This is a genomic window from Chitinophaga nivalis (assembly GCF_025989125.1).
Taxonomy (GTDB): Bacteria; Bacteroidota; Bacteroidia; order Chitinophagales; family Chitinophagaceae; genus Chitinophaga; species Chitinophaga nivalis.
In genome coordinates, this window is sequence record NZ_JAPDNR010000001.1 from 5167273 (window position 1) to 5183907 (window position 16635).

At 49.9% G+C, this 16635-nt stretch carries 1 protein-coding gene (only partly in view); it reads right to left on the reverse strand.

All 16635 nt of this window come from inside a single coding sequence — locus OL444_RS20380, non-ribosomal peptide synthase/polyketide synthase (protein ID WP_264730154.1), on the reverse strand. Of the gene's 76998 coding nucleotides, 25519 precede the window and 34844 follow it; the stretch shown corresponds to coding positions 25520-42154, spanning codon 8507 (partial) through codon 14052 (partial); reading right to left, the first codon wholly in view occupies window positions 16631-16633. Both codon boundaries (start and stop) fall beyond the window edges.

The following is a 16635-nucleotide window of genomic DNA, read 5'->3' on the forward strand; positions in this document are numbered from 1 at the left end:
CTGTTTTTTCTACCGATGCGCCAAAAGAAATCTTTAATTCATCTTCTCCAAAATCATTCACCTGCACAGGATAATTCTCATAAATAAACAAGCTGTTAAACAAACGATCACCATCCTGCTGCAAACCGGAAAGATTTATTTCACTCCGGCTGTTGGCTTCCTGTATACGTTCCTGCAACGACTGGATTACGGTTAACACCGATCCGGAAGTATGTTCGAGCATAACCGGGAGCGTATTGATATACAACCCTACGGATTGTTCTACACCAGCTATTGGCAGGCTACGGCCAGATACTGTCATCCCGACCACGGTAGTCGGGCTATTGCTATATATACTCAGTTGCTTATGCCATAGATATTGCAATACCGCATTGAGGGTTAATCCATGTACCGCACAGAAATTTTTCAACCGGTGATACCGTTCTCCGGAGAAAGTCAGTGGCAATGCCGTCAGCTCTCCGATCAACCGGTAATCGGTTAATACCACCTGTCTTTTATCCAGCTTAAACAAACCACTCAGGTCTTCTCCGGCCTGCATCTTCCCGATATAATCTTTCCAGTAGGTCCGGTTTATATGCCTGTTATCCTGCAGGTATTTAGCAGCCAGCGTATAGCTGCTTTCCACTTCTGCCACTACCGGCAAGCCTTTCAACAACCGGAGATAGGTATCATGCACATATCCCATCATGACCGGGAAGCTCCAGCCATCCAGGATCGCATGGTGGTTACTAAAGAGGAAACTATAGGAACCCGCACTACGTTTAATCAGATAGAGCCGGAACAAACTGCCGGCAGCCAGGTTGTAAGGTGTTGCACGATCGGCAGTCTGTAAAGCCTGTATCTGTTCTTCCTGCTCCGTTGCTGACCATTCACTCACATCCACAAAGTGCCAGTCCAGGCGACCTTTTTTATTGATTACCTGCACGAGGGCTTCTTCCCACGAAAAACGCAATCTCAATACACTATATCGTTGCTGGGCATACGACCAGGCTTCTTTCAATATCGCTTCTTCTATCGGGTTATGGTAATGCCACAGGGCCTGTACCCGGTACGCATCATCTTCTGTACCCTGGTTCAGGGCATGATAGATAAACCCTTCCTGTAAGCTGTTCGCCAGATATACTCCCGTTACTTCTTCGGTTGCCTGCAACGTTTGTAAAGTCTGATCAGATATGATATGTCCGATATCGCTGCCCGTAAGGTAAGTACGCGTAGCCTCACTCAGCTGTACCGACAGCTGTTCCAGTGCGGCGTGATAAGATGCAGCGAAATGATGGATCACTTCCGGCGACAAATAGCCACCGATCGTAAACTGCAAGCGGCCGTTTATCACCAGTCCGTTCAGCGTTAGCAGCTCTTTTCCTTTATTGGTTGCCGCTACCATTCTGCCGCTTTCTTCTGCTGCGATGAACCACTCTCCTTCCGCGCCTGTAGTCTGTTGATCAAACTGCCCCAGATAGTTAAAGGCGATCAATGGTAATGTAGTGGCGGCATATCCATACAACGCGCCAAATCCAATACCGTTATGCACCAGTTCCCGCAGGGATTCTTTCACCGCCACTACGCCGGCTGCCAGATCATTGTTATCCGGTGTTATTAATGCTACCGGATATAGCTGGGTAAACCAACCTACGGTATGTGTTATATCGATGCCTGCCGACAATAGTTCACGGCCATGTCCTTCCAGCAATACGTAGTGCCTGTTGCTATCCGTAAGATGGGAAAGCGCAGTAGCCAGGGCACTTAGCAGGAGGTCGTTGATAGCGGTATGATATACCTGGTTACTTTTTCGCAGCAGCAAGCCTGTATGTTGTTCATCCAATTCAAAAGAAGACTGGCTGAACTGGTTGGTGGCCAATGCCTGCAGCCGGTCATTATAGGCTGGTATATGCGTGATGATATTTTGCCAGTATGCCTGCTCTTTCTCCAGTGTGGCACTGGTAAGCACCGGATAAGCCGTAATGGCGTTTACCCATTGCCGGTAGCTGCTGCCTTTTGCACCTAGTATGGTACTGGTAGCAATAGCTGATAATGCCGGCAGGGATACGTCATTACGGAAAGCAGCAGATAAATGATCATAGATCTTCTGCAGATCTTCCTGTATAATGCGCCAGCTTACCGCATCGATCAACAGGTGATGGCATGCCAGCCAGATACGCGCGCGGCCATCTGCATATCCATCGAGATAGCCGACTGCCAGCAGTGGCCCGTTATGGAGATCAAAATTGCTTTGCCATTCCGTCAGGATATCCGGCAATGCGGCCGTTTCCTGCAGCGTGCTTACATCCAGATAATGCAGCGGTGTGGTGGTCAGTTCTCCGGCATAATGTTGCTGCCAGCCACCCGCTTCTTTTTGATAGCGGAAACGTAACGCATCATGATAGCGCAGCAGGTGGGTAACACTTTGTTCCAGGATATTTTTATCCAACTGCGGCACAGAAATGATAAATGATTGATTGAAGTGATGGTATGCAGGATATATGCCCGTTGCCACTCCTTCAAAGAACCAGGCCTGTACCGGTAGCAGCGCGCTTTCTCCGTTTAGCACACCCTGTTCGGCCTGTATGGTTACGGTAGTATCTCCGGCATGTGCTGTAATATATTTACCCAACGCTGCCACCGAAGGATATTTGAAAATATTGTCTATACTAACCGTATAGCCTAAACGCTGCCGGATACGGCTTCTCAGACGAATACTGACGATACTGTCTCCTCCCAGATGGAAAAAGTTATCCTGGACGCCTATGGCAGTTACCGGCAGGCCCAGTACTTCTGCATAAATCTCACACAGCAAGGCGGCTGTTTCATTCTCCGGCGCCTGGTAAACCTGACCTGTGGCCGGTTGCAATGCTGCCAGCTTATTCCTGTCTACTTTACCATTGACGGTCAATGGCAACTGATCCAGCTGTATAAGCACAGCCGGCACCATATATCCTGGCAGATAAGTTTCCAGATAAGCCGTTAATACGGTTGTATCCAATGGTGTTGCAGCCACATAATACCCTACCAGGTATTTGTCATTACCCGCTGCCTGTTCCTGCGCCAATACTACTGCCTGGCGAATATCAGGATAGGCAGCCAAGCGGTTTTCAATTTCTCCCGGCTCTACCCGGTATCCTCTTATTTTTACCTGAAAGTCGTTACGACCAATATATTCCAGGTTACCATCCGGCCGGTATCTCACCAGATCACCGGTTTTATATAAGCGATTATTGACAGACTGTTGCCCTGTTGTATGCCGGAAAACATCCGATACAAAACGGGTGGCGGTGAGCTCCGGCAAGTTTAAATAACCTCTTGCCACACTATTACCTCCGATATATAATTCTCCGATAGCGCCTACCGGTACTGGTATCCCATGAGCATCCAGCACATATGCCGTATAATTTTTGTACGGTTTACCAATCGCATAGTGTACGGTATCCCGTGTGATTTCATAGTAAGTAGCCCCTACGGTTGTTTCTGTAGGGCCGTACTCATCGATGATTGTTGTGGCAAAAGAAAGGATACCACTGATATGATGCGGTAACAGTTTTTCGCCACCCACGAATATCAAGGGAACCTGTAAGTTACCAGCTATTGACACTTCATTATCAGCCTGTTCGTTTATCTCACTTAATAATGATAAATAACCGGGTGTGGATTTTACCAGCTCAATACCATGTTGTAACAAATGCTGTTTGTAGGCCCCTGCTTCCGTAATATCTTTTCCGAAGATATAGATGGTTTTACCAAATGAAAGTGGGAACAGCGTAGTTGTTACAGAGAGATCAAAGAAAAGATTACCGGAGAAATCTACCTTACTGATAGCAGCCGGTATTACTTCCTGCAGATTATGTACATAGTTCACTACTGCCCGGTGTTCAATCATTACTCCCTTAGGATTTCCGGTAGTACCGCTGGTATAAATCACATAGGCCAGGTGATGCGCAGCTGTGTCTGTTGCCGGATTCTCCACCGGATAATCACGCCATGCTGCATCTGCTGTTATAGCCGTGATGTTTACGCCGGCAGTCGCCGTAATTTGTTCGAGGCGTGCTACATGTATATTATTCGTCAGCACTACTTTCGCCTGCGTATCGGCAATAATATAAGTCAGCCTGTCTTCCGGATACGCCGGATCCATGGGTACATACGCCCCTCCGGATTTCAACACAGCCAGTACCGCCACCAGCATGTCTGCTGACCTGTCCATACAAATACCCACCAGTTCATCCGGTTGTATATGGTAGCTTGATTTCAGCCAGGCAGCCAACTGATTGGCGGCTGCATTCAAGGCACCATAAGTGATCGTGGTGGCTTCATCTACCACTGCCACCTTATCCGGCGTTAATACGGCCTGTTGTTCAAAGAAACTATGCAGCGTACGATCAGCAGGATACAATGCGGCCGTATCGTTCCATTGATGTATTACTTTTTCATATCCGGATGCCGGCAGATAAGATAGCTCAGCGGCCTTTACAGCAGGCTGGTTCACCAGCTGATCCAGCAAATATCCAGCCCCCGCCAATAGCTCCTGTATAATCGGCTGTTCAAATAATTCACCTGCATACCGCAACCGGAAGAACAACTCCTGTTCGTTATCCACCACGGTTACACTCAACGGATACTCCAATCCTTCTTCCCCTTCGTGGAAAGACAATACCAGGTTATTATCTACGGCATCATCCGTTGTTACGGGATAGTTTTCATATACAAACAGGCTGTTGAACAAACGTTCGCCGTATTGCTGCAAGCCTGCCAGGCTAATTTCACTGCGGATATTGGCCTCCTGTATCTGATCCTGCAAAGCGCGGATGACTGTCAATACCTGCTCTTCCGTATGTTCCAGGATAACCGGCAATGTATTGATGTATAAACCCACTGACTGTTCAATGCCGGATACCGGCAGGTTACGGCCGGATACCGTCATTCCCACCACGGTGGTATCGCTGTTACCGTATATGCTTAACTGTTTATGCCACAGATATTGTAATACCACATTCACCGTAAAGCCATGCGCTTTACAAAAACGCTTTAAGGCCTGATAACGGTCATCACTAAACGCCAGGTAGGCCGTAGCCGGTTCCGCTATCTGCCGGTAATGCGTAAGCGTCACCTGTTTTTTATCTGTTTTCAGCAGTCCGCTGAGATCTTCCCTGGACTGCAATTTACCCACGTATGCTTCCCAGTAAGCTTTGTTATCCTCCTGGTGTTCCTGCAGATACTGACAAGCCAGCGCATAACTGCTATCCTGCTCTACCACCAGCGTTTGCCCTTGTTGCAACTGCAGGTAAATATGATGAATATAACCAAACAGCAACGGCATACTCCAGCCATCTATGATGATATGGTGATGACTGAAAATACAGCGATAGGATGCCTCACCTAATTTCAACAGGTATACCCAGTATAATTTAGCTACTGATAAATCGTAATCAATCAGCCGGTCGGCCGCCAGCAATTCGTTGATATAGGTTTCCTGATCAGCGGTCGTCAAATGGCTGATGTCGTGATAACGCCAGTCTGTTTCACCGTGCTTATCGATTATCTGTACCAGTGATTCTTCCCATGAAAACCGGGAGCGCAGGGTGCTGTATTTCTCCTGTGCATGACGCCAGGCCTGTTCGAGCAAAGGTACTTCCAGCGGATTCCGGTAGTCCCATATCATCTGCACGCGGTAGGCATTGTTGGCTGCGCCCTGATGTAACAGCTGATAGATAAACCCTTCCTGCAGGCTATTGGCCTTATAGATGCCTGTGATCTCCTGATCTGCCTGTAAGGTTTGTAACAGTTCCTCCGACACGATATTTTCCACATCGCTGCCAGTCAACCAACTGCGGGTAGCCTGTTGTAAATAGTTGCTCACAGCTTCCAGTGCCTGTTGATACCGTTCCGCCAATGCGGTCATTACTGCCGCCGGCAAACGACCGTTTAATATAAAACGGAGCTGTCCTTGCTGTACAATACCAGTAATTGCCAGGATGCTGTGATCGCCATTGGTAGCCGCTACGGGCAACCCGCTGCTTTCAGCGGCTGGTTGCCAGCCGCTTGTAATTACCTTTTCAGGTACATCTACCTGGCCGAGGTAGTTGAAACTGATTAAGGGCAATTCATGTGCGCCATAGCCATGTATTTTCCCATAGCCGATGCCGTTATGCGGGATGGCCCGCAGTGATTCTTTTACGGCTGTGATAGTCGTGCCCAAAGCAGTCCCAACTGCGGCAGTTATCTCCACAGGGTACAACGAGGTAAACCATCCTATGGTATGCGTTGTATCAATATCTGCCTGCAGATCTTCCCGGCCATGCCCTTCCAGTAATACATAATGCTTGTTCTGGTTACCTGGTTCTGTCAGCGCAATAGCCAACGCACTTAACAAGAGGTCGTTGATACGGGTGTGGTATACCTGATGGCTTTCCCTCAACAGGAAGCCGGTATGTTTTTGTTCCAACGCTATCTCTGCATAGCTGGTTTCCCCGGTAGCCGCTGCTTTCAACCAGGCATTGCTGGCCGGAATACCAGCTATTATTTCATTCCAACGATCATTTTCTTTCGCGGTAGCAGACACGGCCGCTACTACGTTTACCCATTGCCGATAGCTGCTGCCCTTGTCACCCAGGATCTCCCCTGCGGTAATATCCGACAGTGCTGTTTGTTTGTTCTGGACAGCTTCCGATAAATACTGGTAGATCTTCTCCAGGTCTTCCCGGAAGATGCGCCAGCTCACGGTATCCATCACCAGGTGATGGAAGGCAAACCACAGTCTGGCACTACCATCCGGATAACCGCTCAGGTAACCTGCCGCCAGTAATGGTCCATTGAATAAGTCAAAGCCTTCCTGCCAGCTGGTCAGTATGGCCGGTAAGGCTGCAGCATCTGATAAGCTGCTCACCTCCAGGTAATGCACCGGCACAGTGGTCACCGCTTCGCTATAATATTGATAATAGCCCCCGTTCCGCTTACCATAACGGAAACGCAAAGCATCATGGTAGTTGATCAGTTTTACCAGGCTCTCTTCCAGGATATGCGTATCCAGTTCCGGCACAGTAAGGATAAAGGATTGATTGAAATGATGCGCGGCCGCATAGATACCCTGATCTGCCTGATGGAAGAACCAGTGCTGTACCGGTAATAAGGGGCTCTCTCCCGTCAGGATTCCCTGTTCCGATTGTATCAAAGCAGCTTCCTGCCCACGCGCAATCACCTGCCGGTATAAAGCGGCCACGGTACGGTAACGGAAAACATCCTTGATACTGACGGTAACCCCTAAACGTTGTTTGATACGGTTCACCAACTGAATGCTCACAATACTGTCTCCTCCCAGATGGAAGAAGTCATCCTGCATACCCACAGCTGTGGCAGATAATCCCAGGACATCCGCATAGATGCCACACCATACGGTTTCTGTTTCATTCGCCGGCGCCTCGTAGGTAAGTGCATCCTGGTATTGCGGATCTGGTAATGCTGCGATATCGAGCTTACCATTTAACGTCAGTGGCAGCTGATCAAGATGTACCAATACCTGCGGCACCATATATTCCGGTAAATATGCCGCCAGGTAGGATTGTATGGCCGCTGTATCCAATGCTGCATCGGCCACATAATAGCCCACCAGGTATTTGTTGCCGGCCGCCTGTTCTCTTGCCACCACTACGGTCTGGCGGATACCAGGGTAATTGGCCAGTCTGTTTTCTATTTCTCCCGGCTCAATACGATGACCACGGATCTTCACCTGGGAATCATTACGGCCTACGAACTCCAGATTTCCATCCGGTAAATAACGCACCAGGTCACCTGTCCGGTAAAGCCGGCTGTTGTAATCACTGGTTTGTGCTGCCGCTGTCCGGAAAGGATTCGCCACAAAACGTTCCGCCGTCAGCACCGGCTGATTGAGGTAACCACGTGCTACCCCATCGCCACCAATGAATAATTCCCCGATAGCACCCGGTGGTACCGGCGCCAGATTGCCGTCCAGTACATACACCGTGGTATTGGCTACCGGGCGGCCAACAGGCAGGCTATTCAGCGCCTGATGCTGATCAGGCCCGCACAGATAGGTAGTTGTAAACAAAGTACCCTCTGTAGGTCCATAACAGTTAAGAATATACGCAGGGCGCTGCGGCTGTGCCACCAACCGGTCCATCAATGGTTTATCGAGGGCTTCTCCTCCTACCAGCAGGTATTTCACCCCGTTGGCAATATTATTATCCAACAGATATAAACTATCAAACAACGTTTTAGTGAGAGACAAAATACTTATGCCGGCAGTTGTCAGCAGCGACTTAAACGCTGTCACATCCGCACTGAGTTCCAGGATATCTTTTACCAGCACCAGTTGCGCACCATTCAGCAAGGCGCCCCATATTTCCAGTACAGACGCATCAAACACAAAGGTGGATATCCCCAGGAACACATCAGCTGATGTGATAGCGGCAAAATTGGTATTTTTCACCAGTCGCACAGCGTTGTAATGGGCGACCATCACTCCTTTCGGCTGCCCTGTGGTACCACTGGTATACATTACATAAGCCAGGTCGCGGGCGGTATTAACCGGCGCCGGATTATCTGCAGGATACCCTGTTTTCAGTGCTGCCGTAAATGCCGGTGCGGTGATATTTTCTATTTCAAAAGACAGTTGCTCACGGAATGCCTCCAGTGGCTGTACACCTGACGCTTCCGTCAGTACTACCCGGAGGTTCGTATCTGATAAAATATAGGCCAGTCTCTCCGCCGGGTATTGGGTATCCAGTGGTACATAGGCACCACCTGCTTTAAGTACCGCCAATATAGCCACCAACACCTGTTCTGAACGTTCGAGATACAGCCCGATGAAATCATCCGGACCAATATGATAGGTCGCCCGCAGATAAGCAGCCAGCACATTCGCCTGTTCATTCAGCTCCCGATAAGTCAGCTGATGGTCTTCACATATAATGGCCACCTTATCAGGCGCTAATGCCACCTGTTCTTCAAACAGCGACTGGATAGTCTGACCGGAAGGATATGGCCTTGCTGTTGCATTCCAGCTGTGTACTACCTCTTCGTACTGTGTATCGTTGAGATGATGCAAGGCCTGTGTTTCCACGGCCGGATAATTCACCAGCTGATCGACCAGGTTTACTACCCCATCCAGTAACTGGTCAATCATGGCCGCGTCAAACAACTCACCCGCATACTGCAACACAAAGATCAGTTGCTGGTCATAATCAATTACGGATACGCCCAATGGATAATCCAGTTTCCGCACGGAGGCCGCAAACGACGTAGACAGTTCTGCTTCGGCAAAATCGCCGGCCGGCATCGGGAAGTTCTCGTACACAAACAAACTGTTAAACAGGCGAACCCCTTCTTTTTGCAGCCGTGCCAGGCTCATCTCACTACGGCTGTTGGCCTCCTGTACCTGATCCTGCAGGGAGCGGATGGCCGACAACACCGGGCCATTCGTATGCTCCACTATCACAGGCAAGGTATTCAGGAATAACCCTACGGCGCTTTCAATACCCGGTACCGGCAGATTACGTCCGGAAACCGTCATACCGATGACCGTTGTACTACTATTGCTGTAAACACTCAGCTGCTTGTGCCAGATATACTGCAGGATGGCATTCAAGGTAAGGCCGTGTACCGCACTGAATTTTTTCAGGTCCTGATAACGGGCACCACTAAACGTTCTGTCACGTGTTACCATGTCCGTTATATGCCGGTAATCTCCCAATATTACCTTTCTTTGTTCCGGTTTCAGCAGGCCGCTCAGGTCTTCACCGGTGGTTATTCCTTTCACATAGGTTTCCCAGTAAGCGCGGTTGATATCCCGGTGATCCTGCAAATAACGACTGGCCACCACATAACTGTTGTCCTGTTCCGTATCTACCGGTAATCCTTTTACCAATTGCAGATAGGTCGTGTGTACATAGTTGACGATGACCGGGAAGCTCCAGCCATCCAGGATAATGTGATGGTTGCTAAACAGGAAGCTATAGTGTGCCGTATCCCGTTTCACCAGGTACATCCGGAACAAAGGACCGGCGGCTAAATCATAGCCCCTGGCCCAGTCTGTTGCCAGCAATTTTTCTATCTCCGCTTCCTGTTCCGTTGCCGGCACGTCACTGATATCCAGGTAGCGCCAGTCTGACGTACCTGTTTTGTCGATGATCTGTACCAAAGATTCTTCCCAGGAGAAACGCAGCCGGAGTGCGGCGTATTTATGCCGTGCATATTCCCAGGCCTGTTCCAGCTTCGTTATATCCAGGGTATTGTGGTAGTTCCAGACCATCTGTACCCGGTAGGCATCTGCTGCTGCACCCTGATGCAGGGCATGATAAATAAAGCCTTCCTGCAGGTTGGTGGCCAGGTATACATGGGTGATTTCCTGGTCGGCCTGCAGTGCTTGCAGACAGCCATCTGATACAATATGATCGATATCTGCACCCGTCAGATAAGTACGACCGGTATTGCCTAATACGGTGATCAGTTGATCCAATGCCGCCTGATAAGCAGCAGAGAGCGCGGTCAGGGTGGCTTCCGGTAAACGGCCGGTAATAGCTACCTGCAGCTGTCCGTGGAGGATATAGGCAGACAGTTGCAATATACCCTGGCTCACCTGCGCAGCGATGTTGGTATGTAACGCTGCCTCATCAGCCAGCTGCCAGCTGCTTTCGCCGCGATCAATACTACCGGCATAGTTAAAGCTCACCAATGGCCATGCTGCTAATGTATCACCATATAGCTGCCCATAACCGATACCGTGACCAGGTACCTGGCGCCAGGCTTCTTTCACCGCTACGATGGTTCCGGCGATATCAGCCGCCGCAGTTACAGTTACCGGATATAAAGTGGTGAACATACCCGCCGTCCGGCTGACAGAAAGATCTCCCGTCCATGCCGGCCGGGGATGGTCCGCTACCAGCACGGGATGCTGGCGATTACCTGTGAGGCTGTTCAGCGCAAGGCCGGCAGCACTTAACAGCAACTCTTCTGTGCGGGTATGATACACCGCATTGGCATCGCCCTGCAATAAGGCTGTGCTAAAATTGTTCAACACAAATGATACCTGATGCACCGCTTCTGTGGCGGCAGCAGACCACCATTCATCTGTTGATGACACGGCTGCTGATACTTGTTGCCAGTAGTCCGTTTCTTTTTCATCTGTCTCATATGCTGCTATAGCGTTTACCCATTGCCGGTAGCTGCTGCCTTTGACAACAGCGGGTGCAGTACCCTGTGCAAGCAGCTGATGATAATGTTGTTCCAGATCTTCCAGCAGCAGTTGCCAGCTGGTTGTATCTGCCACTAAGGGATGAATGCCCAGCCATAACCAATGCCGATCAGTACCGGTAGTCTCCAGGTAGCCTGCCGCCACCAATGGGGCATCATACAACCGGAAAGCTTGCTGCCAGCCGGCTATCACGTCCTGTACTTCGATTACACTATTAACATGGGCTTCCTGTAATTCAATCGCCACTTCACTATAATACTGCTGATAACCGGTTGCTTGTTGTGTATAGCGGAAACGCAGTGCATCGTGCTGGTTCACCAGCCACTGTAAACTTTGTGCCAGGATGGTTTTATCCAGTACCGGTACTTCCAGGGTAAAGGAAGTAACGGTTAACGGATTGGCCACTGCTGGCTGTTGCAGGAGTAATAACTGCGCCGGCGACAAATCACTTTCACCGGTCAATATACCTTGTTCTGTACGCAGACCCGGCGCTGCCAACGCTATGGCCAGCACCTGCTCGTACAACGACGCAATGGTCCGGTGCCGGAAAATATCTTTTATACTAACGGTTAAGCCTAACCGCTGTTTGATGCGGTTGACCAGCTGAATACTCACAATACTATCCCCTCCCAGCTGGAAGAAATCATCGCGGATACCCACAGCGGCCACTTCCAGTCCTAATACGGAAGCATATATTTCACACAGGATCACCTGTATTTCATTTTGTGGCGCATGATATATCCGTGCCAGTGTGAATTTCGGATCCGGCAATGCCTCCCGGTCGAGCTTACCATTGATAGTGAGTGGCAGCTCATTCAGGTGCACCAGGATGTCGGGCACCATATAATCCGGCAGATAAGCACCCAGATAAGCCTGGATAGCGGTAGCATCCAGCGCATCATCTGCTATATAGTAGCCCACCAGGTACTTACCGGTTACGCCCGCCTGGTCCCGTGCCAGCACCACAGCCTGCCGGATACCCGGATAAGCAGCCAGCCGGTTTTCTATTTCACCCAACTCAATGCGGTGACCTCGAATCTTCACCTGGAAGTCATTACGACCGACAAACTCCAGGTTACCATCCGGCAGGTATCTCACTAAATCGCCTGTTTTATACAAACGGCTGTTGTAGCCACTTGTATGCGTGCGCGTAATCCGGAACGGATTATCGATAAACCGTGCAGCCGTTAGCGTAGGTTGGTTCAGGTAACCACGCGCCACACCGGCGCCACCGATGTACAGCTCTCCGGTAGCCCCTACCGGTACCGGCGCCAGGTTATTGTCCAGTACATATACCGTCGTATTGGCAATCGGGCGGCCAATCGGCACGCCACTCAGGGAACGGTGTTCTTCCGGATCACACAGATAAGTAGTGGTAAACAGGGTGCCTTCTGTAGGACCATAACAGTTAAGAATATACGTAGGACGTACTTCCTGCGATGCCAGCCGGTCTATCAATGCTTTATCCAGTGCCTCCCCACCTACCAGCAGGTATTTCACACTGTTGGCGATGGTATGATCCAACAGGTACAAACTATCAAATAAGGTTTTAGTAAGCGACAGGATGCTAACCTGCTGTGTTTCCAGCAATGATTTAAAGCCGGCCACGTCTGCACTCAGTGTTAAAGCATCTTTTACCAGTACCATCCGGGCGCCATTCAGCAGCGCACCCCATATTTCCAGGATAGACGCATCGAATACGATGGTAGATACCTGCAGGAATACATCCGCAGCTGTGATCTCCAGGTAATTGGTATTCCGTACCAGCCGGGTCACATTATTATGTGGTACCATCACCCCTTTAGGCTGACCGGTCGTACCACTGGTATACATCACATAGGCCAGGCTGTGGGCCTCACCGGTTATAGCCGGATTCTCAGCCGGCCAGGTAGCTTTTGCTGCCGACAGGAAAGCTGTATCGGTAATATTGGTGACTGCAAATGGTAACGAAGTCTGGAAATCCGCCAGTGCAGCGGCATAGGTATCGTCTGTCAGTACAACGCGTACCTGTGTATCCGACAGAATATAGTTGACTCTTTCCGCCGGATAGGCCGTATCAATGGGCACATAGGCGCCACCCGATTTCAGGATGGCCAGGATAGCAATGATAACCTGTTCGGAGCGCTCCATATACAACCCGATGAGTTCATCCGGGCGGATGTGGTAAGTAGCACGCAGATAAGCCGCCAATACATTGGCCTGTTCATTCAGCTCCTGGTAGGTGAGGCGATGGTTTTCATATACGAGGGCGATGTGGTCCGGCGTCAGCAGCACCTGTTCTTCAAACAAAGCAGATAGCGTCAGGTCTGACGGATAATTTTGTCGGGTATCATTCCATACATGTACAATTTCCTGGTAGCGGGATTCTTCGAGATGTGACAAGGCACGGGAATCTATGGCCGGATTTTTCACCAGTTGTTCCAACAGGTGATCTACCCCGGCTATTACTTCCGTGATAATGGTTTCATCAAACAATTCCTTGGCATACTGCAGGATAAAAGACAATTGTTTTTCATGATCCACCACGGCTACTCCCAACGGATAATCCAGCTTGCCTTCCGTTTCCCCGAAAGAGATCGACAGTTCCGCAGCGGTGAAGTTATTGGCAGGCACAGGAATATTTTCATATACAAACAAGCTATTGAACAACCGCTCACCTTCTTTTTGTAAACGCGCCAGGCTCACTTCACTCCGGGTGTTGGCCGCCTGTATCTGCTCCTGCAAAGACCGGATGACCGCTAGTACACTACCCGGCGTATGTTCCAGGATCACCGGCAGGGTATTGATGTACAAACCTACGGAGTGTTCAATGCCTGGAATAGGCAGCACACGGCCAGATACCGTCATGCCCACCACGGTAGTCTGACTGTTGCCATAAACACTCAATTGCCGGTGCCAGGCATATTGCAGTACAGCCGTTACCGTTAGTCCGTTGGCAGCGCAGAAATCTTTCAATGCCTGATAACGCTCACCGGTAAATGCCAGCGAAGCCGTTGCCATCTCATCAATATGCCGGTAATCAGATAAGATCACCTGCTTTTTGTCTGCCTTTAACCAACCGGTAAGGGCATCTCCATTTTCCAGCTTACGTACATATGCTTCCCAGTATGCCTGATTTGCATCGCGGTGGGTTTGCAGGTACTGACAAGCCAGGTCGTAACTGTTGTCCGGCACGACTTCCACGGCTTCTCCTTTCAGTAATTGCAGATAGGTATCGTGTGCATAGTTGACGATAATCGGAAAACTCCAGCCATCCAGGATAGCATGATGATTACTGAATAACAGGCTGTAATGACCGGCCGCCCTTTTGATCAGGTATATCCGGAACAGATTACCGGCAGACAAATCATAAGGGATTAAGCGGTCGGCATCCACCAATGCTTTTACCTGTGCGTCCTGTGCTGCGGCCGGCGTACGGCTGATATCCAGGTATTGCCACTGCGGTTCACCTGTTTTATCAATCACCTGCACCAATGCTTCCTCCCACGCAAAACGCAGGCGCAAAGCACTGTATTTCTCCTGGGTATGCCGCCAGGCCTGTTGTAGTTTAGTCTCCTCTATCGGATTGTGATAATGCCATAAAGCCTGTACGCGATAGGCATCATCTTCCGCTCCCTGGTTCAGGGCATGATAGATAAATCCTTCCTGCAGGCTGGTGGCCAGGTAAACACCATTGATTTCCCGATTGGCCTGTAACGTATGCAGATAGGTATCTGAGATGATATGGCCGATATCACTGCCTGTGAGATAAGACCGGTTGGTTTGCTCCAGCTGGCTGACCAATGTCGACAGGGCTTGTTCGAACAGGTTTGCAATGGTTGTAGTAACGGCTTCGGGTAAACGACCCGCGATGACAACCTGCAGCGTTCCATTGGTAATGCCTGCCTGTAAACGGAGTAATGCATTCCCCTGCGTGGCTGCCGGTAACCAGGCATCGCTGTTTTCAGCGGCGATCTGCCAGTTGTTATGATCGTTGTTTTGTACCGGTAAATAACTGAACCGGATGACAGGTATGGCCGCTGTCTGATCTGATAAAGCATTCCAGGTAATGCCACCGGCAGGCACCTTCCGCAATGCTTCTTTTACCGCAATGATAACGGCACTGGCATTGGTTGGTTCCGGTACCGATAGACCTACCGGATATGCAATCGCCAGCCGGCCTGTTGTACGGGTAATATCTCCTCCGGTAAATGTCCGGTTGTTATCTTCTACCCATACATAATGCTGACCAGCTCCTGTAAACTCCTGTAACGCCACACCCCAGGCACTTAGCAGCAGATCATTTACCGTGGTCCCATATACGTCACCTATATTTCCCTGCAGCCGGGCAGTTGCTGCTGCATTCCATACAAAGGCAGCTTTACTGAAATCGGCCGTGGCTTTTTCCTGTAATAAGGCATTATAAGCCGGAATACCCTCGGTAGCAGTTTGCCAGTAGGTATCCTGCGTATCCGCATTAATGGCCGATACAGCGTTTACCCATTGCCGGTAGCTGGTGCTTTTAGCCGTCAATATGGTACCAGCCGCGATACCCGGGATATCTGCCACCTGTATCTGTCCGTTTTGTATACCTGCTGCAAAATATTCATACAGCCGCTGCAGGTCTTCCGCGAGCAAATGCCAGCTGTAGGCATCCGTGAGCAAATAATGCGCGGCCAGCCAGATCCGGGCACTGCCATCGGCATATCCATCCAGGTAACCTGCTGCTACCAGCGGCCCCTGTTGCAAATCGAAATCTTCCTGCCAGGACAGCAAGACTGCCGGCAGCTCCGCTGCCGTGATACCGTCATTGATATGGAGATAATGAAGCGGAATGTCTGGCGTTTCTGTTGCATAATACTGGCGATACGTTCCTTCCTGTTTTTCATACCGGAAACGCAGCGCATCGTGATAGGTAATCAGCTTATGGATACTATGTGCCAGTATTTCCCTATCCAATGCAGGCACCGTTATCAATAGTGATGACGTATACTGCGCCGGTGTTGTATAAACACCCTGCGCCACTTCGCGGAAAAACCATTCCTGCGCCGGCGCCAGTGCACTTTCTCCACTCAACAGCCCGGCTTCTGCTTCCACCGCCGGCGTACTGGTGATGATGGCTGCCAATACATTATCAAATAAAGCAGCAATAGTAGTATGATTGAAAATATCATCTATACTAACGGCAAAGCCCATACGTTGTCTGATCTGGTTAATCAACCGGATACTGACAATACTATCACCGCCTAGCTGGAAAAAGTCGTCCTGAATACCTACTGCCTCCACAGCCAGTCCCAGCACTTCCGCGTAGATGTCACACAGTAAAGACTGGGTGTCATTCTCCGGTGCGTGATAGGTGCGGCTTTCTGTAAACTGCAATGCCTCCAGTGCATTCCGGTCCAGTTTACCACTGATCGTCAGCGGTAGTTTTTCCAGGTGCATAAAAGTGGCCGGCACCA